At 48.7% G+C, this 21,484-nt stretch carries 21 protein-coding genes; 11 read left to right on the top strand and 10 right to left on the bottom strand.

The genetic code is table 11. From position 1 onward, the window contains the following. Positions 1-16 precede the first annotated feature (16 nt). Positions 17-1,141 carry a 4-hydroxyphenylpyruvate dioxygenase gene (gene hppD, locus N530_RS0110405; RefSeq protein ID WP_026480650.1) on the bottom strand — a complete coding sequence of 375 codons (1,125 nt, stop codon included), beginning with the start codon at positions 1,139-1,141 and terminating at the stop codon, positions 17-19. A gap of 126 nt (positions 1,142-1,267) precedes the next feature. Here hppD and N530_RS0110400 point away from each other — a divergent pair, with 126 nt between their 5' ends. Beyond that, positions 1,268-1,726, top strand: coding sequence for an Lrp/AsnC family transcriptional regulator (locus N530_RS0110400; RefSeq protein ID WP_026480649.1), 459 nt, complete (start codon positions 1,268-1,270; stop codon positions 1,724-1,726). A gap of 1 nt (position 1,727) precedes the next feature. Here the strand turns inward: N530_RS0110400 and N530_RS0110395 are convergent, their stop codons facing one another. From N530_RS0110395 to N530_RS17865, 3 genes are all read right to left on the bottom strand, one after another. Continuing rightward, positions 1,728-2,417, bottom strand: a complete 690-nt coding sequence (locus N530_RS0110395; protein WP_026480648.1) for an HAD-IA family hydrolase — start codon at positions 2,415-2,417, stop codon at positions 1,728-1,730. A 32-nt stretch (positions 2,418-2,449) separates the two neighbouring features. Beyond that, the gene (locus tag N530_RS18625) at positions 2,450-3,163 is read right to left on the bottom strand and encodes a response regulator transcription factor (RefSeq protein ID WP_051540889.1); all 714 of its coding nucleotides are present in this window, start codon (positions 3,161-3,163) and stop codon (positions 2,450-2,452) included. Positions 3,164-3,343: 180 nt separating this feature from the next. Further along, on the bottom strand, positions 3,344-4,375 hold the full coding sequence (locus N530_RS17865) for a LacI family transcriptional regulator (RefSeq protein ID WP_035266865.1): 1,032 nt from the start codon (positions 4,373-4,375) through the stop codon (positions 3,344-3,346). A gap of 261 nt (positions 4,376-4,636) precedes the next feature. On the opposite strand from N530_RS17865, the gene N530_RS0110380 reads away from it, so the two are divergent. The 6 genes from N530_RS0110380 (at position 4,637) to N530_RS0110355 (ending at position 10,764) form a co-directional block, all read left to right on the top strand. Next, positions 4,637-5,869: an ABC transporter substrate-binding protein gene (locus N530_RS0110380; RefSeq protein ID WP_026480647.1), complete on the top strand. Its 1,233-nt coding sequence runs from the start codon at positions 4,637-4,639 to the stop codon at positions 5,867-5,869. Between the two features lie 70 nt (positions 5,870-5,939). Continuing rightward, positions 5,940-6,869, top strand: coding sequence for a carbohydrate ABC transporter permease (locus tag N530_RS0110375; protein WP_026480646.1), 930 nt, complete (start codon positions 5,940-5,942; stop codon positions 6,867-6,869). Then, positions 6,862-7,767, top strand: a complete 906-nt coding sequence (locus tag N530_RS0110370) for a carbohydrate ABC transporter permease (protein ID WP_026480645.1) — start codon at positions 6,862-6,864, stop codon at positions 7,765-7,767. Before N530_RS0110375 ends, N530_RS0110370 begins: the two co-directional genes overlap by 8 nt. A 3-nt stretch (positions 7,768-7,770) precedes the next feature. Next, positions 7,771-8,859, top strand: coding sequence for an ABC transporter ATP-binding protein (locus N530_RS0110365; RefSeq protein ID WP_026480644.1), 1,089 nt, complete (start codon positions 7,771-7,773; stop codon positions 8,857-8,859). Between the two features lie 18 nt (positions 8,860-8,877). Further along, on the top strand, positions 8,878-9,642 hold the full coding sequence (locus N530_RS0110360; protein WP_026480643.1) for a sugar phosphate isomerase/epimerase: 765 nt from the start codon (positions 8,878-8,880) through the stop codon (positions 9,640-9,642). 3 nt (positions 9,643-9,645) lie between these two features. Continuing rightward, entirely contained in the window at positions 9,646-10,764 is a 1,119-nt protein-coding gene (locus tag N530_RS0110355) for a Gfo/Idh/MocA family protein (protein WP_026480642.1), read from the top strand. Positions 10,765-10,835: 71 nt separating this feature from the next. On the opposite strand, the gene N530_RS0110350 is transcribed toward N530_RS0110355, so the two are convergent. From N530_RS0110350 to N530_RS17860, 5 genes are all read right to left on the bottom strand, one after another. Then, positions 10,836-11,723 (bottom strand): ABC transporter permease, encoded by an 888-nt coding sequence (locus N530_RS0110350; protein ID WP_026317389.1) that lies wholly within the window; start codon positions 11,721-11,723, stop codon positions 10,836-10,838. A gap of 5 nt (positions 11,724-11,728) precedes the next feature. Beyond that, positions 11,729-13,012: an ABC transporter permease gene (locus tag N530_RS0110345; protein ID WP_035266863.1), complete on the bottom strand. Its 1,284-nt coding sequence runs from the start codon at positions 13,010-13,012 to the stop codon at positions 11,729-11,731. A 92-nt stretch (positions 13,013-13,104) separates the two neighbouring features. Next, on the bottom strand, positions 13,105-14,241 hold the full coding sequence (locus N530_RS0110340) for an extracellular solute-binding protein (RefSeq protein WP_026480640.1): 1,137 nt from the start codon (positions 14,239-14,241) through the stop codon (positions 13,105-13,107). An 88-nt stretch (positions 14,242-14,329) separates the two neighbouring features. Then, positions 14,330-15,424 carry an ABC transporter ATP-binding protein gene (locus N530_RS0110335; RefSeq protein WP_026480639.1) on the bottom strand — a complete coding sequence of 365 codons (1,095 nt, stop codon included), beginning with the start codon at positions 15,422-15,424 and terminating at the stop codon, positions 14,330-14,332. A 142-nt stretch (positions 15,425-15,566) separates the two neighbouring features. Then, complete coding sequence (locus N530_RS17860) at positions 15,567-15,908, bottom strand: hypothetical protein (RefSeq protein WP_051540888.1); 342 nt, start codon at positions 15,906-15,908, stop codon at positions 15,567-15,569. A gap of 55 nt (positions 15,909-15,963) precedes the next feature. Between N530_RS17860 and N530_RS0110325 the strand changes: the two genes are divergently transcribed. The 4 genes from N530_RS0110325 (at position 15,964) to map (ending at position 19,165) form a co-directional block, all read left to right on the top strand. After that, positions 15,964-16,968, top strand: a complete 1,005-nt coding sequence (locus N530_RS0110325) for an RluA family pseudouridine synthase (RefSeq protein WP_026480638.1) — start codon at positions 15,964-15,966, stop codon at positions 16,966-16,968. 163 nt (positions 16,969-17,131) lie between these two features. Continuing rightward, on the top strand, positions 17,132-18,040 hold the full coding sequence (gene rpoH / locus N530_RS0110320) for an RNA polymerase sigma factor RpoH (protein WP_026480637.1): 909 nt from the start codon (positions 17,132-17,134) through the stop codon (positions 18,038-18,040). Between the two features lie 149 nt (positions 18,041-18,189). Continuing rightward, on the top strand, positions 18,190-18,396 hold the full coding sequence (locus N530_RS0110315) for a ParD-like family protein (RefSeq protein ID WP_026480636.1): 207 nt from the start codon (positions 18,190-18,192) through the stop codon (positions 18,394-18,396). A 1-nt stretch (position 18,397) separates the two neighbouring features. After that, a complete protein-coding gene (gene map / locus N530_RS0110310) occupies positions 18,398-19,165 on the top strand; it encodes a type I methionyl aminopeptidase (protein ID WP_026480635.1) in 768 nt (255 codons plus the stop codon). Between the two features lie 41 nt (positions 19,166-19,206). Here the strand turns inward: map and N530_RS17855 are convergent, their stop codons facing one another. After that, a complete protein-coding gene (locus tag N530_RS17855) occupies positions 19,207-21,477 on the bottom strand; it encodes a hypothetical protein (RefSeq protein WP_035266861.1) in 2,271 nt (756 codons plus the stop codon). Between the last annotated feature and the right edge of the window lie 7 nt (positions 21,478-21,484).

The following is a 21,484-nucleotide window of genomic DNA, read 5'->3' as shown; positions in this document are numbered from 1 at the left end:
TAAATAAGTGGCGTAACTATTCAGCAGCTTCTGATGGCAATTCGCCATTACGCATCTGTTCCATCTCAATGCTTTCAAACAATGCGCGGAAGTTGCCTTCGCCAAAACCTTCATCGCCTTTGCGCTGAATGAATTCAAAGAAGATCGGTCCGATAACCGTTTTAGAGAAGATCTGCAGTAGAATTTTCGTCATGCGGTCGCCATTGGCATCATCAAAAACGCCTTCGCCATCAATCAAAATGCCGTGCTTTTTCATGCGCTCAAGCGGCTCTGAGTGACCGTTCACACGTTCCTGTGACAATTCATAATATGTTTCAGGCGGGCCCGGCATAAATTTTAGGCCATTATCTGCCAGCTTATCGGTCGCATCATAAATCGCGTCAGAACCAACGGCGATGTGCTGAATGCCCTCGCCCTTATATTTTTGCAAATATGTTTCGATCTGGCTTTTATCATCTGTCGATTCATTAAGCGGAATACGGATTTTACCGCATGCCGATGTAATCGCACGGCTAACAAGACCCGTCATTTTGCCTTCAATGTCGAAGAAATGGATCTGCGTGAAACCAAATAGTTCGCGGTAAAACGCCCACCATTTATCCATGCTGCCGCGATACACATTATGCGTCAAATGATCGAGATAATAAAAACCAATACCTTCTGGCTTAGGATCAGCTTCCCCAATCCAATTAAACTCAGCCTCATAGGCAGAGCCTTTCTCGCCATATTTCTCAATGAAATACAAAATAGAACCGCCAATACCCACGATAGCCGGAACGTCTAATGTGCGATCATCTTCAAGATAAGGTGTCGCGCCTTTAGAAACAGCATGGTCAAATGCATGCTGCGCATCAACAACGCGCCACGCCATGGACGGCGCACAAGGGCCGTGCTCATCAACAAATTTCATCGCATGGCTGTTTGGTTCAGCATTGACGATGTAATTGATATCGCCCTGACGCCATACGGTAATCGCTTTAGTCTTATGTTTAGCAACAGGCGAATAGCCCATTGTTTGAAACAGCTCTTCAAGCTTTTCAGGCTCTGCATGGGCAAATTCAACAAATTCAAACCCGTCAGTGCCCGCAGGATTCTTCTCGGTAATTTGCGCCTTTGGCGCATCGTGTGGAAATGGACCCATAATGTTTCTCCTCTTTTCACAATTATAGCTGAAATCCCATGCAAGGTGCTTGCATAGTGATCATCAAATTGCGAAAATACGCACGAACTGCGCTCTCAATGATAATTTTCCGCATGGAACAAGCACATGGACAAAACAGACCGGACTATTCTTGCAGCATTACAAAATGATGCAAGACTCACCAATAACGAGCTTGCCGACATTGTTGGTTTGTCTGCATCGCAGTGCTCACGCAGGCGCACGAAACTTGAAAAAGACGGCATTATTGTCGGCTATCATGCAAAACTGGACCGTGAAAAAACAGGCTTCGGCCTAACCACGATTATCTCTGTGACATTGGCCACGCATAATTCGGAAAACTCCAAACTTATACGGGAGCTGTTCGATAGTCTGCCGGAAATCATCGAAGCGCATGCAATGACTGGCGAGATGGATTATTACATCAAGATCGCAACAAAAGATTTGAAATCCTTGTCATCATTCATCAATGACAAATTGCTTGCACACGAAGCCGTTCAGCACGTTAAAACAGCGATATCATTAGAGACTTTGAAGGACACACAAAACATCCCAATCGGGCAATAGCCTAGCGTGTATTGATGATCGCAAGTCCAGTGTCAAAATCATCCAGCGTATCAATCACCGTACCAGCACCCAATCGGCATGGCTCAATAGTCGTATAGCCACCGCGCACCGCAATGGACCGCATTGACGCATTATTCGCCGAGTCTATATCAGCCGGACTGTCACCAACCATGATGGTATCACTGACAGTCACACCAAGCTGTTCACAGGCATATTTAAGCATCATGGGTGATGGCTTGCGCTCGGCACATGTGTCACCGCCAACAACAACATCAACCAGATCAGCCCAACCAAAGTGAGCGACGATTTTGCGAGATGGCTCTTCTGGCTTGTTGGTAACCACAGCCACCCTACATCCATTATCTTTGCACGCGGCCAGCAATGCATCAGCGCCCGGCATCGCCACTGTAAGCGTTACTAGATCACGGCCATAAATTTCGACCATCTGATCGGCGCGCGTATCGAGTGCATCTTTATCAAGCTGAATATCGCGTGCAGCAAAAGCACGCTCAACCAATTTCCTGACACCATTACCAACCATTGAGCGCACTTGAAGCAGCGTCAGCGGCTCCAGATCACATTCTTTCAGCAGAACATTAATTGCCGCCGCAAGGTCATAAACAGAATCAACAAGTGTTCCATCAAGATCGAACAGAATAGCTTTTGGCCACACAAGGTCATCAGTTTTCATCGTCAATCTCTTCAATGAACAGCGGTTAAACTCTAGTGAATAAAGCTGATGGGAAGAATACCCAGCTTAATTGCTTTTGCTGTTGCTTGCGCGCGGTTCGTAGCATGAAGTTTACGGCAAACATTAGCGAGATAATGGTTTACGGTATGCTCTGAAAGGTCAAGTATTTTTGAAATTTCATAACTTGTTTTTCCGTTCGCACACCAAGATAAAACATTCTTTTCGCTCTCGGTTAAAATTGACGTTAAGTCAACCCTACGAAGCTCGATAACCTTGTCCAATACCAACAAAGCATGGTGGTGAAACGCAGCCATTTGCAACAAAGCGACCACCTTTGTAGTTTCCACCACAAAACCAATCAGCTCACCAACACTATCCAGCGAAAAAATCCCGAGGATCACCGGCTTATCATTTTTTAGCACATCGATAGAGCGCAAGCGTATCCATTGGCTTTGACTGGCATCCCAATAATGCGGAAACACCGAAGCCCGCTGTTCAGCGACAGCTTGAAGAATTGCCTTAAGAGAACTGCGCACATGACCATCAATTGGGCGCGTATTGGAGCGTGCATTACACACAACAATACTGGCAGGTTCCGCGCTCATGAACTGGATGTCGACCGGCGCAAAGAAAAGTCCAATATTGTTGAAACCAAACTTATCAAAGATCGCCGAAAGCGCAGCTGAAGCTTTTTCAAGTTCGAAGCTGTCACCAAAAAAATCACTTAACGCATCATGCTTTAGCACTTTATCTCCCGCCCAGAGAATTGCTCGCCGAAGGAACAACCATGCTCACCAATGGTATATTCGCCAGCACTCAAACTTTAGCAAATTCTGCCACAACAAGGAACCAGCTTCATGCGTTTCAATCGCTTTTGAACAACTATAAACAGCAATCGCATTCAGCGTTGAACAGCTGCACCAATATCAGACAGGGTGATTTTTATGCGGCCGATTATGCTCTGCGAAATCTTCAAATATGAGACAGGACAAAGAATGTGGATCATGCCCCTGCATCAATTTAAGCGCATGTTCAGCAAGCACACGCCCCGTCTCTGGCACATCTTCAAAAAACACATTGATTGCAGGGCGAAAGCGCTCCAAAATTCGCGTCGACTGCTTGGAGACAAGCTGCACGTCTCGCCCCACTTCCAAGCCTGCACGTTCAATGCCCGAGGTAATCGCAATCGAAGCAGAACCCGCAGCGCTTAAAATACCATCAGGACGATTAGGTGAGCGCATCAGCTTTGCAACGCTCTCTTCAATTTCATCCATCGTGTTTTCAAGAACAATGTCCGGCAATCGCCGTTCGGTCATGTCAAATTCTGCCAAGCCTTTTTCAAACCCGCTCTGCAAATCACGCCAATAGGTGAGATGAGGAACAGGGAAAACCGTAGAAACACTTTTGCAACCCAAAAGACTAAGCCGTTCGATCCCCTTATAGGCAAAGCGTTCATTGTCGTAATCAACCCACGCATGGGGCAAATTGGAAAGCGTTCGCCCATGGGTAACGAACGGCATATTATTATCCATCAGATAACGCACACGAATGTCGTCCGGCTCCATTCTGGAAATGATAACAACATCCGCAGACCCCGTTTCCACGACATATTTAACCGGCTCAAGCGGGTCATCATTGTCCGAATAGGGCATGACGACCAGATGATAATTACTCCCCTTTAAATGCGCAGAAATACCGCTGACCATTTGCGAGGTCAGGCTCATGATTTTTTCATCGACGTTCAAAATCAGGCAAATCACCTGCGTTTTCCCAGTACGCAATCTTAGCCCAGCGCGGCTCGGCCTGTAGCCGATTTGTTTGGCGACCAAACGAACGCGTTCTTTTGTTTGCGCGCTAATATCTGGCGCATCCTTCAATGCCCGCGAAACCGCAGTAACGCTAAAGCCGGTCATATAAGCGATCGTTTTTAAAGTCGGCGGCCGATTTACCTTTTCCATGTCAATTATCAGGCCCCTTACCCAGCGAAAGTTCTTTTCCGTTATCGATAAAGTTAGATGCTGCACAGAAGCGAAGCAATGTTTTTCTACAAAAAAACACTTATCCACACACAGAACACCCCCATAAACAACTGATATTGATATAAAATTTGTTAAACTCGCTTCATTTCTTACATTTAATAAATTTCTTAAAGCTCATCTTGCTTTCTCAATCATAATCCGCTTACTTATTTACTGTAACGATACAGTAGGGAGGAAACTATGTATCTCAAACGGATCATGGCCGCATTAGCGGTCTCCGCAGCGCTTCCAATGGCAGCGTCTCATGCAACAGATTTAGAAGTCACACACTGGTGGACATCCGGCGGCGAAGCAGCAGCTGTGTCCGAACTTGCCAAAGCGTTCGACGCTTCGGGTGACAAATGGGTCGACGGGGCGATTGCCGGTTCTGGAGGAACGGCGCGCCCAGTCATTATTTCACGCATTTTGGGCGGCGACCCGATGGGCGCAACGCAGCTTAACCATGGCCGTCAAGCAGAAGAGCTTATCGAAGCGGGTCTGTTGACCGACCTCACCGAGCTGGCAGAAAAAGAAGGCTGGAAAGACATCGTCAATCCGCCATCACTTTTGGAATCATGCACATTGGATGGCCGCATCTATTGCGCGCCAATTAACATTCATTCGTGGCAATGGATTTGGCTTAGCAATGCAGCCTATGAACAAGCAGGCGTGCCTGTACCAACAAATTGGGAAGAGTTTGTTGCCGCAGCACCTAAGCTTAAAGAAGCTGGCATTGTTCCACTCGCTATGGGCAAACAGGGCTGGCAGCAAAATGGTGCCTTCGGCGTTATGGTCGTCGCAATTGCTGGCGTTGATGCGTGGAAAAAAGTGAACGCTGACAAAGACGCAGAAACAGCACGTGGCCCAGAATATGCAAAAGTATTTGAAGCAGCGGTTAAAGCACGTGAATTTGCAGCTGACTCCAATGTTCAAGATTGGAACCAAGCGACCAATATGGTGATTACCGGCAAAGCTGGTGGCCAGATCATGGGCGACTGGGCACAGGGCGAATTTCAAATTGCAGGCCAAGTGGCAGGCAAAGATTACACCTGTTTACCAGGCCTTGGTGATAACGCGATCCTAGACACCGCTGGGGATGCTTTCTACTTCCCCAAAGTGGACAATGCCGAGACAACAGAAGCACAAATGCGTTTGGCTTCATTGATTGTTTCCAAAGAAGTTCAAGTGTCATTTAACTTGAAAAAAGGCTCGCTTCCTATCCGCGGCGATGTTGATCTTTCTGCAGCCAATGACTGCATGCAAAAAGGTCTCAAGATTTTGGCGGACGGTGGCATTATGCCATCAGGAGACCAGAACCTTACACCGGACACCACAACTCAGATCGAAGATCTCATGGCTGAGTTTTGGTCTGGGGATATGAGTGCTGCAGACGCACAATCGCGTTATGCAGAAATCATCGAGAGTGCTGAATAAACCCAAGCTCAATATGCATCCGGCGTTCCCGAGGCGCCGGATGCTTCCCCTTCACCCAATGGAGTAGGATATGTCTGTAACGACAGAGCCCCCTGCCGCGCGCGACCATGCGCCTGCCGGCAAACCAAATCGACTGTTCAAGAATCTTAGCGCCAAGATCGCTTCTATTCCTATGATCATCACGGCGCTGATCGTCTTCGTTGGCGGCACGGCATGGACAGTTGTTTATTCATTCACAGACTCAAAGCTTCTGCCGCGTGCCAATTTTGTCGACCTTGACCAATATGAGCGCCTATGGGGTACGCGGCGCTGGATGATATCCATTGAAAATTTGGCGATCTACGGCATCTGCTCAATGATTTTAACATTGATCATCGGCTTTACATTAGCGGCATTGCTAGACCGGAAAATTCGTTTCGAAAATACATTCAGAACCATTTTCCTCTATCCTTTTGCGCTTTCATTCATCGTTACTGGCTTAACGTGGCAGTGGATACTAAACCCCGATTTCGGCATTCAAAATGTCGTGCGGAACTGGGGCTGGGAGAGCTTTGCCTTTAACCCACTTAACGATCCAAACACCGTCATTTACGGCATTCTCATCGCCGGCATATGGCAGGGTTCGGGCCTTATCATGTGCATCATGCTCGCAGGGCTGCGCGGCATAGATGAAGACATTTGGAAGGCGGCCCGCGTTGATGGCATCGGCACCGTAAAGACTTACCTGCGAATTATACTGCCCATGATGCGTCCGGTGGTCATAACATCGCTCGTCTTGATCGCATCGGGCATTATCAAACTCTATGATCTGGTGGTTGCCCAAACCAATGGCGGCCCGGGCATCGCCTCAGAAGTCCCCGCGAAATACGTCATCGATTATATGTTCCGCGCTCAAAATCTGGGCCAAGGCTTTGCAGCCTCTACGATGATGCTTGTGTCTGTGATTATCATTTTAATCCCGTGGGCATATCTCGAATTTGGAGGGCGCAAAAATGGGTGATACAGCTCTAAATAACGCCGCAGAACCGCGCGGCCCTAAGCCAAAACGTGCTTTTAGCCGTGCCAATATATTCATCTATGGAACGCTGCTGCTTGTTTCAATTTATTACCTATTGCCGCTCTATGTGATGATTGTCACATCGCTCAAAGGCATGCCGGAAATCCGCCTTGGCAATGTGTTTGGCCCACCTTTAGAGCCAACATTCCAGCCGTGGATTAAAGCATGGGCAGAGGCATGTACCGGCATTAATTGCGATGGTCTTTCGCGCGGTTTCTGGAATTCGGTGAAAATCCTTATTCCGTCGATCGTTCTGTCGATCCTCATCGCCAGCGTAAACGGCTACGCACTTGCCAATTGGAAGTTCAAAGGGGCAGAAACCTTTTTCACCATTTTGATTATCGGTGCGTTCATTCCCTATCAGACGATGCTTTATCCAATCGTGATCATGCTGCGTGAGATCAAACTCATGGGTTCGATCTGGGGCTTGGTACTCGTACATACAGTGTTCGGCATGCCGATCTTGACCCTACTTTTCCGCAATTACTTCACCTCAATACCGGAAGAATTATTTAAGGCGGCTCGTGTGGATGGGGCAGGGTTTTGGGGCATCTATTTCAAGATCATGTTGCCAATGTCTTTGCCAATTTTCGTGGTTGCAATCATTTTGCAGGTAACCGGCATCTGGAACGACTTCCTGTTTGGCGTGATTTACACCAAGCCGGACACCTATCCGATGACCGTGCAGCTCAACAATATTGTGAACTCGGTACAGGGCGTCAAAGAGTACAACGTCAACATGGCGGCAACGCTTTTGACCGGACTTGTGCCGCTCGTCATCTATTTCATCTCAGGCAAACTATTCGTGCGCGGCATCGCAGCCGGCGCTGTGAAAGGGTAAATCATGGCCACCGTTTCGGTCAAAGACCTCGTTCTAAATTTCGGTAGCGTTAAAGTGCTGCGCGATCTCAATCTTAATATCCCAACAGGAGAGTTTCTGGTCCTCCTAGGTGCATCAGGCTCCGGCAAATCGACGCTGCTTAACTGCATTGCCGGACTGCTTGATGTTACCGATGGACAGATCTTTATCGACGATAAAAACGTCACGTGGTCAGAGCCCAAAGACCGAGGCATCGGCATGGTGTTTCAATCCTATGCGCTCTATCCGCAGATGACCGTGAAAGGTAACCTTTCTTTCGGTTTGAAAAATGCAGGCCTGCCCAAAGCAGAAATCGAAAAGCGCATTGAACGTGCTGCTAGCGTTTTGCAGATCGAGCCTTTGCTGGACCGCAAGCCTTCTGCATTATCGGGCGGGCAACGCCAGCGCGTTGCGATTGGCCGTGCACTTGTGCGCGATGTGGATGTGTTCTTGTTTGACGAGCCACTGTCCAACCTTGATGCAAAACTGCGGGCAGACTTGCGTGTCGAAATTAAACGCCTGCACCAAAAGCTCAAAAACACCATGATCTATGTGACCCATGATCAGGTGGAGGCAATGACACTGGCAGACCGAATTGCGGTGATGAGCCAAGGCATCATTTTGCAGCTTGATACACCAACCACGATCTATAATCGGCCTGCAAATAAATATGTGGCGGGCTTTATCGGCTCTCCTGAAATGAATTTTCTCAATGGCGAATTGTCTGGCGCAGAAGCAAATGTTTTTGAAACATCGGACAAAAAAATCATACTCACAGGCTATGAGTTTTCAGATGAAAAACGCACCAACGGGCAACAAGCAATTCTTGGTGTTCGCCCCGAACAAGTAGCTGTCGCAGACCAAGCTACCGCCATGCCCGTCACAGAAACCGTCGAAGTTGAACTGGTGGAGCCTATGGGTGCGGACACGCTTGTTTGGTCCACTTATGCCAGCCAGCCGTTCCGCTTCCGTATGGAAGGCACAGCAAATGTTAGCCCTGGTGACAAAGTAAAAATCGGCTTTGACCCTGCAAAAGCGAGCCTTTTTGACACCAATTCAGAATTACGACTTTAAGTTATGAAAGGAACTCCCATGACCGCTATATCATATCAATTATATTCATCCCGCAACTTTGGGCCAATCAGCAAGACTTTCGAGATGCTTGCAAGCAATGGTTACAAACATGTGGAGGGCTATGGTGCATTATTCACCGATAGTCAGGCTGCGGCCGCGCTCAAAGCTGATTTAGAGAAAAACGGCCTCACAATGCCAACCGCCCATATGGGCCTTGCCAATTTAGAGGACAATCCATCTGAATGCGTGGCAATGGCAAAATTGCTCGATCTCAAAGCTGCGTTCGTACCGCACATTGAGGCCGATTTACGCCCCACTGATCTGGCCGGTTGGCAAGCCTTTGGCAAACGTGTGCAAGCAGCCCTCGCCCCGCTTAAAGATGCAGGCCTTATTGTTGGCTGGCACAATCATGATTTTGAAATGCAAGAACTTGGCGGCGGCACGACTGCGCTCGACGCACTCTTAGAAGGCGGGCCTGACTTGCAAGCCGAATTGGATTTAGCGTGGGTCATCAAGGGCGGCAAAGACCCTATCGCATTCTTAGAAAAATATTCTAGCCGCATCGCAGCTGTGCATATCAAAGACATTGCACCGCAAGGCGAATGCGCAGACGAAGACGGCTGGGCCGATGTTGGTCACGGCACCGTAGAATGGGCTCCCATCCGCGATGCCATCAACAAAACATCCAATCAATATGTCGTCGCCGAGCATGACAATCCAAATGACGACAAGCGGTTTTCCAGCCGCTCCATCGCAACAATCAACACACTTTGGAAAGCGTAATCTATGACCAAAATTGGAATCGGCATTATAGGCTGCGGCAATATTTCAGCTGCCTATCTAAGGCTCGCGCCCTTGTTCAAGTCGCTCGAAATACGCGCCATTGCAGACATCGATCATGCGGCAGCTTTAGCGCGCGCTGAAGAGTTTGACGTTGGCAGTTCATCAATCGAAGATCTGCTTGCTGCAGAAGACATAGACATTGTTGTGAACCTCACAATTCCTGACGCGCACTATGCTGTCACCAAGTCTATTCTTGAGGCAGGCAAACACGCTTATTCGGAAAAACCTGTTGTACTGACCTTTGAGCAAGGCAAAGAACTATCTGAACTTGCCAAGCAAAAAGGTCTACGCATTGGCTCTGCTCCCGATACATTTCTAGGCGGTGCACACCAACAGGTTCGCGCGCTCATAGATGACGGTGCAGTTGGAAGAATTATTGCAGGCACATGCCACGTTATGAGCCACGGCATGGAACATTGGCACCCAAATCCGGACTTCTTTTTCCAGCCAGGTGCTGGTCCGGTTCTTGATATTGGGCCTTATTACATCACCAACCTCATCCAATTGATCGGTTCGGTAAAACGCGTTGTGGCCCTTACCAGCACCACTTTCAACGAGCGCACAATTACCAATGGTGCACGCAATGGCGAAAAGGTCCCCGTAGATACACCAACCAATATTCATGCTTTGCTAGAGTTTGAAAACGGCGCGACCATTACCCTGTCCACCAGCTGGGACATCTGGGCACATCGCCATGCCAACATGGAACTCTATGGTACGGATGGTTCTCTTTTCATCCCTGACCCTAATTTCTTTGGCGGCAAAATCGAAATGGCTGGCACAGATCAAGAGATCAAAACCGTTACGCCTAGCGACCATCCATTCGGCATCGCCAATGAAGGTGATAATGCAAATTACCGCGGCGCGGGTCTTGCCGATATGGCGTCTGCCATTATTGAAAACCGCCCGCATCGCTGCTCAATGGAATTAGCGCTCCACGCGGTCGATGTCATGACAGGCATTTTGAAATCCGGTGAGACGGGCGGCTTCGTTGAAATGACGACACGTTGCGACCGTCCAGAGGCTTTAGACAGCCAAGCTGCCAAAGCACTTATGGCCTAGCAAAGCCCCATATCTATAACGAAAAACGCCGCTTAAAAGCGGCGTTTTTTATGAGCACTATGTGTGTGCATTTAGCTTGGTGTAAGACCGCGTAAGCGCTCCGAGCGTCTGCGTAAAAGTTCAAGCGTCGTGAGCAGCAAGATAGACAGCGCCACCATGATGGTCGCCACCGCGAGAATTGTCGGTGAAATCTGCTCGCGCAATCCGATAAACATCTGCCAAGGCAGTGTTTTTTGTGACGCAGTACCAAGAAACAACACAACAACCACTTCATCAAACGATGTGATGAAAGCAAATAATGCACCTGAAATCACACCGGGCAAAATAAGCGGCATCTGCACTTTGAAGAAAGTGGTGACAGGATTTGCGCCCATGGATGCAGCAGCCCGTGTCAATGATCGGTCAAAACCCACCATCGTCGCTGTTACGGTAATGATCACGAAAGGCGTACCAAGGGCCGCATGGGCCAGAACGATCTTGGCAAAATTCACCGCATCAAGCGGCAAGCCAACATCATTGACGAGAAAATTGCCAACCCGTGAATAGAAGAAATACATGCCCGTTGCCGAAATAATCAGCGGCACAATCATCGGCGAAATCAATATCGCCATAATCACTGATTTAAACGGCACATGGCTTTGGCTTAAACCAATCGCCGCAAGCGTACCCAATACCGTTGCTAAAATCGTTGCCAATGGTGCAATCGTCAGCGAATTCCACATAGCGTTTTGCCATGCTTCGCTCGTGAAGAAATCTTGATAATGCTTGAGCGAATAACCGTCCGGCGACAGACGCAGCATTTCCGGCGTGAAGGTGAAAAAGTTTTCCGCGTTAAAAGAAAGCGGAATAATCACCATGATCGGAAAGACCAAAAAGAAGAAAATCAAAGCGCAGATCGTGCGGAAACCGTAATACCATGCGATCTGTGCGTTGGATGAATATGGAGGAAGAGCAGCCATGTTGATCACCCTAGTTTCACATTGTCGATACCGACAATTTTATCATAAACATAAAAGAGCAATAGAACGAGAACCAAGAGTATGGCTCCCAATGCGGCGGCTAAGCCCCAGTTTAAGCTCGTCGAAATATGGAACGCGATACGGTTCGAGATGAAGATACCGCTTGTTCCGCCCACCAGTGCTGGCGTGATATAGTAGCCAATTGCCAGAATGAAAACGAGGATCGCTCCTGCACCAATGCCCGGCACAGATTGCGGAAAGTAAACCTTCCAGAACGAAGTCCAGTCATTAGCGCCCATGCTTTTGGCAGCACGCACATAGGTTGGCGAAATAGTTTTCATCACCGAGTAAAGCGGCAAAATCATAAATGGCAGCAAAATATGTGTCATCGCGATAATGGTGCCGGTTTGGTTGTTGATCAGAACCAGACGGTCCGCATCATCCACAAAGCCAACCCACACCAATAAATCATTGATAACGCCCTGCCCTTGAAGCAACACTTTCCACGCTGATGTACGCACAAGCAGCGATGTCCAGAACGGCAAGAGCACAAGGATCATCAACATATTGGATGTGCGCGCAGGCAAATGCGCAAGCAGATAAGCTACAGGATAACCAAGCAACAAACACATAAATGTAATGGCAAGCGACATCCACATCGTGCGAATAAACAACTGAATGTATATTCGCTCATTGTCTGCCTTCATCTGCACACCATCAACAGTGTTTTCAGCATCAACAGCGTTTAGAAAATAGCCCGCCGTATAAGGTGCTTTGAAGCTATCCAGAACTACCCATGTTTGCAGCTTACCCCAGTCCTCATCGGCTTTAATAAACTGCTCTTTATACGGGCCTTCTTTCATTTTACCCACAGCGCGACCTGTCGTACGGAACAGACCAGAAAAACCGGACTGTTCATAGTTCAGCCGGCCGCCCAAGCGCGTATGGATACGTTCTTTAACCGCAATTTTAAGGTCAGCTGCCAATGCAGCAAATGTCGCTTCGTCAGGCAGTTCCTCAGACTTTGGATCCCAACGTTTCAGCTCCTGCACGAGCGTCGGCAAAGTATTTTGCACGATCTTGTTTTCAACCGAGCGAAACAACATATCGCCGATCGGCATCAAAAAGCTTAAAACAATAAACAGCAGAAGCGGGGAAATCATCAAAAACGAGCGCAGCTTTTCGCGGCGCAATGCTTTTGCCAGTCGAGCCTTCAAAGGTGTTCCATCAGCAGCCCTTACAATACCGTCCTCAGCTTGGCCTGCGGCCAACTGTTCTTCGACACTCATGGTTTCTGAGCTGCTCATGGAATACCTTATTTTAGATTACGTTGATGTTTAGGATGCGGCGCAAGCGCCGCATCCCTCAATGTTAAGTCAGCTTACTGTGCAAGCCACGCTTGGAATTTTGCATCCAAATCGTCACGGTTGTCAGCCCACCATGTGTAATCATAGTTGTGGACGTTACCTGCGTTTGCTGGGTCAGTTGGCATATGCGGCGCCATGTCGATGCCCAGTGCCTCATGCTTGCCAACGAGCGGTGCAGAAGACTTACGTGCTGGGCCGTAAGAAATGTACTTCGCCTGATCTGCAAGACGCTGTGTGTCTGTCGCAAATTTAAGGAAGTGTTTCGCACGTTTCATGCGGGCTTCATCAAGACCGGCAGGAAGAATCCAACCATCAAGGTCAAATGACTGCATGTCCCACATCATGTCGATTGGCTGATCCTGCTCAACGATCGCAGAGAAAAGACGGCCGTTAAAGGTTGAACCCATCACAACTTCGCCATCAGCAAGAAGCTGCGGTGTTTCCGCACCAGCTGTCCACCAAACAACATCATCTTTGATTGTTGAAAGCTTGTCGAAAGCAGCCTGAACGCCTTCTTCTGTGCTCAACACTTCATAGAGTTTATCTTTCGGCGTACCGTTACAATATGCTGCCCACTCAAGGTTATCGATTGGACGTTTCTGAAGAGCACGTTTACCAGGATATTTTGTTGTATCGAAGATATCGCAAATTTCAGTTGGTGGCGTGTCGCCAACTTTATCTGTGCGGTAACCGATTGTTGTTGAATAAACGATCTGTGGCACGAAACATTCGTTCACACGAAGATTGCCGAAATCGTCTTCAGCAGATGTGCCGTCTGGCGCATTTGCCAAATCAGTTGCTGGGTCAAGTTCAGCCGCAAGGCCTTCGTCGCAAAGACGGATCGCATCAGATGCAACAACGTCCACAACGTCCCAAGTCACATTGCCAGATTCATTCATAGCACGCAATTTTGCAGTCGCTTCAGCTGAAGATTCATCAAAAGAAACTTTAACGCCAGTCACAGCAACATAGGGTTCTACATATGCTTTAAGCTGTGATTCTTGGTAGGCACCGCCCCAAGACACAATTGTCATTTCTTCCGCACAACCTTCACATGGTGCAGCAGCTAGGTCTTCGTTTTGAGCAATCGCTGTTGTTGAAAACAGTGCTGTTGAAGCAGCAGCTGCAAGTAGTAATGATTTATGTTTCATAAAATTCTCCCAAAGTTTCTACAGTTAAAAATATACGTCTGTAGTTGATTGATTGCGGCGAACCTGCCGCAAACAGGTTTCATAAAAGTTAGACGGCTTCGTCTAGAGCTTTAGCGTCGGCGGCATCCCAGCCAACCTTCACAACATCGCCTGCTGAGATCGGCCGTTTGTCACGGCGGTTTCTCACTTTGACGATGAATTCATTATTGCCAGCAACATTCATGCGCACACGAATGTGGTCGCCGAGATAGATCATCTCTTCAATTTTGCCGTCAACGAGGTTGTCCGGAGAATTATCCGGCGCAACTTCAATGCGCTCAGGGCGCAATGATACAGATGTTCTATCGCCAACATTATGCACATTGACAGGATCGGCCTTAACTATGGTTCCGTCGTCAAGTTTTACCGTGCAAACGCCTTTTCCAATCTCCACAACGGAGCCAGCAAGTTTGTTATTCTCACCAATGAACTGCGCAACAAAAGAATTGTCCGGGCTTTCATAAAGAACATCCGGCGGTGATAATTGCTGGATAATACCATCATTAAACACGGCCACACGGTCAGACATGGTCAGTGCTTCTGTTTGGTCATGCGTAACATAAACAACAGTCACACCCAGATTGTCATGAATATGCTTGATTTCATACTGCATTTGCTCACGCAATTGCTTATCAAGCGCGCCCAAAGGCTCATCCATCAAAACCAATTCAGGATCAAAAACCAGTGCGCGCGCTACAGCAACACGTTGCTGCTGACCGCCTGACAATTGCGCCGGACGGCGTGCCCCAAAGGCACCAAGCTCAACCATATCGAGCGCACGATTAATACGTTCTTCGCTTTCAGCTTTGCCCATACCGCGCACTTTAAGCGGAAACGCCAAGTTCTCGGCAACAGACATATGCGGAAAGAGCGCATAATTTTGAAAAACCATACCAATGCCACGCTTATGCGGCGGCACATTGTTGATCGGGTTTCCATTGAGATAAATTTCGCCGTGAGTGGCAGGTTCAAACCCTGCAAGCATCATCAGGCAGGTCGTTTTGCCGGAACCTGATGGCCCTAGCATTGTAAGAAATTCGCCATGGGCGATATCAAGATTTAAATTCTTTACGACGAGATTTTCGCCGTCATAACTTTTTTGGACGCCGTCGAAAACAACGGACGCACCTCTAGTGTTTGACATTCTTCTCCATTCCCGCAGCAATAAATCTTACTGCCTTTGTGGTATTTTTTTGTTATCCACAAAATCGATAGAAGCATAGAAACCAAACGGCCCACACATTCTCTCGCCCTCACGGACAACGTAGAGCATGAATTTCAGATGTCTAGTGGAGATTTAATTTTCCGCGGGCAGAACCCGAAAACTTGTCAAAAAACAGTATTTTTGCGCCATTTTCAGCTGTTTTACCGTAAATAACGATGTTTTCGCCATCAACATCCACGCTTTCTACGACGAAAGTTTCAGGTAAATTAATGTCGGCTTCAATCATTCTTTTGGTGTCAGGTGCATTATTCATCTTGTAAATAATCGCAGACAGCACGGCAAAAACCGCAATAAACAATGTGCCGATGGAAATAGCCATCAGACGCACCATTTTGCGCCGCAAGCGCTCGGCCGCCGGATCAAGTGGTTTTTCTTCTTCTTTGTCCAATTTAATTTCAGCCATAGCCCTATGTCACTTTTTCGATATAACAACGTTGACTTAACAGGGTTGGAATAAAATGGAAGAGTTCATCGCCGAAGATATACATAATGGCTTGCGGCTGGATCAGTGGCTTTCGGCTGTGACCCATGAGGATATCTCACGCAACCGCATCAAAGCTATTATTGAAGACGGTCACGTCCAGCTTAACGGCGAGACAATCAAGCAGCCCAAAAAGAAAATTGCGGTGGGCGACAAAGCGCTTTTTGTTGTTCCAGAAGCAGGTGATCCTGATCCTGTGGCAGAAGATATTCCGCTTGATGTCCTCTATGAGGACGAAGATCTGATTGTCATCGACAAGCCCGCAGGCTTGGTTGTGCACCCAGGTGCAGGCAATCTCAACGGCACATTGGTCAACGCGCTTATCTACCACTGCGGCGATACGCTATCTGGTATTGGCGGCGTCAAACGGCCAGGTATCGTCCACCGCCTTGATAAGCAAACCAGCGGCGTCATGGTCGTTGCCAAGAACGATTTCACGCACCGCCACCTATCATCGCAATTTGCAGATCATGGACGCACAGGCGCCATGCGACGTGTTTACACGGCCATCATATGGGGCGCACCGCAGCAACAAAAACTACGCATTGAAAACTTTCTTGGACGCGGCGACGGTGACCGCACCAAGCAAGCTGTGGTCAATGAAAAAAGACCCGGCGCACGCAATGCCGTCACCCATGTTCAAGTCATCGAGCGCTACGGCCCCAATGACGGTACGGACCAAGTTGCAAGCCTTGTTAATTGCGAGCTGGAAACTGGCCGAACACACCAAATTCGCGTCCACATGGCCCATATCGGCTATCCGCTGATCGGCGATGATGTCTATGGCGCAGGCTTTCGCACCAAAGCGAATATTTTACCTGAACCTGCCCAATCTGCCGCAAATAAATTCCGCAGACAGTCCCTTCATGCGCGACTTTTAGCCTTCAAACACCCCAAAACAGGTGAAATACTGACACTTGAAAGCGAACCGCCGCAAGACATGCAGGAAGTCATGAAAGCATTTTCAAACAGCTGGAACTAAACAGTTCACAGAATGTTGAAACAGTGTTCACGAGATATTACATCTCAAAATGAACAAAATGTGCTAGTAATTATTTCCTCGGTTCAGCGGGCTTTGACAGACGCAACGAACCGACGCTTGCCGCAATTGGGCGGAAGCAAAAGAGAAGAAAAGGGGTGCTGCAATGGCCCAACAAAACACTTTACCCAGCCTTTCAGGCGGCGCAGACGGCTTGTCCCGTTACATGGAGGAAATCCGCAGATTTCCTATGCTGCAGCCTGACGAAGAATATATGCTGGCAAAACGATATCATGAACATGACGACACAGAAGCCGCGCACCGCATGGTGACGAGCCATTTGCGTTTGGTTGCCAAAATCGCGATGGGTTATCGCGGCTATGGTTTGCCGATTGGCGAAGTTGTGTCCGAAGGCAATGTCGGCCTTATGCAGGCTGTGAAAAAATTCGATCCAGAACGCGGGTTTAGACTTGCCACCTATGCAATGTGGTGGATCAAAGCCTCTATTCAGGAATATGTGCTGCGCTCTTGGAGCCTTGTGAAAATGGGCACAACCGCCAATCAAAAGCGGTTGTTCTTTAATCTACGCAAAGCGAAAAACCGCATTCAGGCACTTGGCGAACATGATCTGAACGAAGAACAAGTTCAGAAAATCGCGACAGACCTGAAAGTGTCCGAAGCAGAAGTGCTGTCCATGAACCAGCGTCTTTCTGGCGACGCATCGCTCAACGCCCCTATCCGCAATGCGGATGGCGAGAGCGGTCAATGGCAGGACTGGTTGGTAGATGAATCAGACAGCGCAGAAACAATGCTTGTCGAAGAAGATGAACTCGATCACCGCCGTTCAATGCTCAACGATTCTATCGAAGTGCTGAACGAACGTGAGCAGCGCATTTTCCGTGCACGCCGCCTGTCAGAAGACCCGATGACACTTGAAGATTTGAGCCAAGAGTTCAACATTTCACGCGAACGGGTTCGCCAGATTGAAGTACGCGCTTTTGAAAAAGTTCAAGAGGCAATGGTTGCCGCTGCAGCAGAATTAGCAGCGCCGCAAAGGCAACTTGAAGCACATTAAAACCTGCCTCTAAACACATTAAAGCCCCGCTGATTTTCATCATGCGGGGCTTTTTTATATCTGGATCTCTTTGCCATATTGATCTCACCATATGAATCGTATACGTTTCATATATAGACCAGTCAGCAGATATATGAGCCAAGTGATTTATGGGTATTGTAAAAATAGACGACGAGCTTCACGAACAGGTGCGATGCGCCAGCACAGTCATGTGCCGCTCAATCAACGCACAGGCCGAATTTTGGATGAAAATCGGCATGTTAGCCGAAGCCAATCCAGCCTTATCGTTTAATGACATTGTCAAAATGCAGTTGGAAGCAGCCAGCCGCCCATCTTCAAATTTAGCGGCCGCTTAAAATGGTCAAAACACCCGAGGAACTTGCGCTCATGCGCGTGTCAGGCAAATTGCTGGCATCTGTTTTTGATATGCTGGACATGCAGCAAATGATCGGCATGTCGACATTGCAGGTCAATGATCTTGTCGAAGACTTCATAACGAAGGATTTAAGTGCCAGACCGGCAAGCAAAGGCCAATATGGCTATGCTTTCGTTCTAAACAGTTCAATCAATCATGTGGTCTGTCACGGCATACCAAGCGCCGATGAAATTATCCGCGATGGTGATATTATCAATCTTGATATCACGCTGGAAAAGAACGGCTTTATCGCAGATTCCAGCAAAACCTATATAATTGGCAACGCTGCGCCTGCCGCAAGAAAATTAGTGCGCACCGCCGAAGCCGCCATGTGGCAAGGCATTAAGCAGGTCCGCCCCGGTGCCCATGTGGGCGATATCGGCTTTGCAATCGAGCGCTTTGCTAAGAAGAACGGCTATTCAGTTGTTCGTGAATATTGCGGCCACGGCATAGGCAGAGATATGCATGAAGACCCGCAGGTGATGAATTTCGGGCGGCGCGGTACAGGCGCTAAACTGCGTGAAGGCATGGTCTTTACTGTCGAGCCGATGCTCAATCAGGGCACACGCAATGTGTCCACACAAAGCGATGGTTGGAAAGTCACCACCAATGATAACAAACTATCAGCGCAGTTTGAACATACCGTTGCGGTCACAGCAAAAGGCGTTGAGGTTCTAACACTTCGCAAAAACGAGCAATTAGTGCTCTAATTCGCATGGAGGCCGCCGACTTGCGGCGGCAATCCCCAAGCTTAATTATTAATCGGCGCTGCATCCCAAGCGGCAAACACATCTTTAAAGACACGTTCGCCCGGAATACCTTTTTCCAGCGTAATCAAAGCGCGGCGACCATTGGTGTACTGCATTGGAATATCAATCCAATTTTCCCGAGTCATCAATTGCACATTGGTTTCAACCGCTGTCTTTGCATCGGTTAATGCAATCAAGAAAATGTTCTGATCAAGCGGTGCTGGCACAGCAATCAGTGCGTTACCTGCGTCTTGCTCATTGGTCTTGAATGTCACGCGCTGAACATCAGCAATGCCGCGCCCATCAAAGTTCTCCGGTACGCGGAAGAACAGTTCAATAATGTGACTTGCCGGAAACGTACTATCGCCATTGCGGCGGATCGTCATTTCCATCTTCAACCCAAGTTCAGGGATTGATGTTTCTGCGCGAATGGCGGGCTCAACGGGCAGCTCACCGCCCGGCGATTCATTTACCACCGTCCAAACCGTTGCACCAGCAAGCGCAGTGCCATCTTGTGTGCCTGTGCGCTCTTCATAGAAGATTGCGCGTTGGCCAACGAGCGTTGCTGGCGTTTCAGCCGTCGCATCGCCTGTATCGGCAGCCGCTGTATCTTCTGCGGTCTGTGGCTCATCATTGCGCGTGCCAGCAGTTTGAGGCGAAACAGAACTTCCCTCATTAGCGCCAGCATCAGCGCCGCCAACTGGCCCCGCATCAATTTCGGTTCCGTCTTCATTCAGACGCTGCGTAAATTTACTAGGTGCTTCTTCAGGATTGCTGACATCCTCAACCAATGAAGGCGTCACTTCATTTTCAGCAGCAGCAATCTCTTCACCAGATGCTTGATCATCATTGGTAACGGACGTGCTCGTCACAGTGCGAACAGGAACGCCGCCCTCTTCACTGACAACCGCGTCGCCGCCCGTTAAACCTTGCCACCAAGGCACTGCTGTTTCACTATAAAACGCGCCTAGCTGATCTTTCTTTTCATAAGCAGCATATGCACCACCGCCCAGCAAGGCCAGCACAGCAACAGCAATGATTGCTTTCTTAGCGCCGCCGCCGCTTTTTGTTTCTTCATCAGAAGAAACCAATGGCGGAATGCCAACAGAACTATCACGGCGTTCGCCTTCAACAGCACCAAAATCAGCGCCCACAGATGCTGGAACAGCCTCAATACCCGAAGTCACATCATGCAAAACATCATCAGCTTTTTCAGCCGCTGAAACTTCAAATTCCTGCGTCCGTTCAGCAAGATTGCTTTCTTGCTCTTTTAAGAAATCAGCAAGCGGATCATTGTTTGCCGCAGACATCTCTGCCGCAGGTTCATTGTCTGTGTCACCAAACAGCTCACCAATTGTTTTATTGATATCATCAATCGATGGCTCATCATCGACAGAAGCGTCAACAGATGGCGTATCGACATATGCAGCAGCGTCAGAAAATGATGCTTCAATCGCTGCAGATGACGCATCATCAATTGCTTTTTCTGCGCTCAGCGCACCATCAGCAACAATCATTCCGTCAGAAACATTATCAACGGCTTCAGCAGCATCTACAGGCTGTTCAAACTTTGGTGGCTCAACAGCAATATCTTCAACCGGCGTCGGCTCAGCGACGGGTTCATCCAAAACATCAGCTACAACAGGCGCCGAAGAGGCCTGATTATCTGCCGCGTCCACTTCCAAGCTTGTCGGCAAAGGCGCATCGACATCACTATCCGGCGCAGACACTTCTGGCGCAGGATCGAAAGGCGGCATTACCTCAGGCTCTGGCTCAGCAGGTTTTGGCAATTCTGGCTCAGGCTCTACTGGAGCAGGTTCTGGTGCGCTTGGCACCTCCGGCTCGGGCTCGGCCGGAATTTCTGGCGCAGGCACGACAGGCACGACGGGTGCAGCTGGCACTTCTGGCGCAGGCGGAGCAGGTTTCGGTAATTCTGGTTCAGGCTCTACTGGCGCAGGTTCTGGAGCACTTGGTACCTCTGGTGCTTCTGGCACAGCAGGCACTTCAGGCGCTGGCGGCGGCGGCGCAACAGGCGCCGCTACCTCAGGCGTAATGACCGGCTCGGCAGAATATTCTACCTCAACAGAATTGATCGCATCTTCAAGCTTTGCAAATTGGCGGTCAATCGCTGCTTGCGGAGGTCTATTCTCCATCGCATCGATTTGTTTTTTGACCGTCGCGCGTGCTTTGTCATAGACTTTTGCACGCAATTCAGGTGTCGCCTCACTCATATTGCTGAGTGTTTTTCTGATTACTGCTGCAAAATCTGCCATAAATTCA

The sequence above is a fragment of the Ahrensia sp. 13_GOM-1096m genome, assembly GCF_000620605.1.
GTDB lineage: Bacteria > Pseudomonadota > Alphaproteobacteria > Rhizobiales > Rhizobiaceae > Ahrensia > Ahrensia kielensis.
Note: the sequence above shows the minus strand (reverse complement) of the source record. Positions and strands in the feature narration are given on the sequence as shown.

Bases quoted from the DNA above. Each gene is read 5' to 3' on its own strand.
- hppD (WP_026480650.1), bottom strand. From the start codon at position 1,141: ATGGGTCCATTTCCACACGATGCGCCAAAGGCGCAAATTACCGAGAAG.
- N530_RS0110345 (WP_035266863.1), bottom strand. From the start codon at position 13,012: ATGAGTGTCGAAGAACAGTTGGCCGCAGGCCAAGCTGAGGACGGTATT.
- N530_RS0110325 (WP_026480638.1), top strand. From the start codon at position 15,964: ATGGAAGAGTTCATCGCCGAAGATATACATAATGGCTTGCGGCTGGAT.
- N530_RS17855 (WP_035266861.1), bottom strand. From the start codon at position 21,477: ATGGCAGATTTTGCAGCAGTAATCAGAAAAACACTCAGCAATATGAGT.
- N530_RS0110375 (WP_026480646.1), top strand. From the start codon at position 5,940: ATGTCTGTAACGACAGAGCCCCCTGCCGCGCGCGACCATGCGCCTGCC.
- N530_RS0110370 (WP_026480645.1), top strand. From the start codon at position 6,862: ATGGGTGATACAGCTCTAAATAACGCCGCAGAACCGCGCGGCCCTAAG.
- N530_RS0110395 (WP_026480648.1), bottom strand. From the start codon at position 2,417: ATGAAAACTGATGACCTTGTGTGGCCAAAAGCTATTCTGTTCGATCTT.
- N530_RS0110365 (WP_026480644.1), top strand. From the start codon at position 7,771: ATGGCCACCGTTTCGGTCAAAGACCTCGTTCTAAATTTCGGTAGCGTT.
- N530_RS0110360 (WP_026480643.1), top strand. From the start codon at position 8,878: ATGACCGCTATATCATATCAATTATATTCATCCCGCAACTTTGGGCCA.
- map (WP_026480635.1), top strand. From the start codon at position 18,398: ATGGTCAAAACACCCGAGGAACTTGCGCTCATGCGCGTGTCAGGCAAA.
- N530_RS0110315 (WP_026480636.1), top strand. From the start codon at position 18,190: ATGGGTATTGTAAAAATAGACGACGAGCTTCACGAACAGGTGCGATGC.
- N530_RS0110355 (WP_026480642.1), top strand. From the start codon at position 9,646: ATGACCAAAATTGGAATCGGCATTATAGGCTGCGGCAATATTTCAGCT.
- N530_RS17860 (WP_051540888.1), bottom strand. From the start codon at position 15,908: ATGGCTGAAATTAAATTGGACAAAGAAGAAGAAAAACCACTTGATCCG.
- N530_RS0110350 (WP_026317389.1), bottom strand. From the start codon at position 11,723: ATGGCTGCTCTTCCTCCATATTCATCCAACGCACAGATCGCATGGTAT.
- N530_RS0110335 (WP_026480639.1), bottom strand. From the start codon at position 15,424: ATGTCAAACACTAGAGGTGCGTCCGTTGTTTTCGACGGCGTCCAAAAA.
- N530_RS17865 (WP_035266865.1), bottom strand. From the start codon at position 4,375: ATGGAAAAGGTAAATCGGCCGCCGACTTTAAAAACGATCGCTTATATG.
- rpoH (WP_026480637.1), top strand. From the start codon at position 17,132: ATGGCCCAACAAAACACTTTACCCAGCCTTTCAGGCGGCGCAGACGGC.
- N530_RS0110400 (WP_026480649.1), top strand. From the start codon at position 1,268: ATGGACAAAACAGACCGGACTATTCTTGCAGCATTACAAAATGATGCA.
- N530_RS0110380 (WP_026480647.1), top strand. From the start codon at position 4,637: ATGTATCTCAAACGGATCATGGCCGCATTAGCGGTCTCCGCAGCGCTT.
- N530_RS0110340 (WP_026480640.1), bottom strand. From the start codon at position 14,241: ATGAAACATAAATCATTACTACTTGCAGCTGCTGCTTCAACAGCACTG.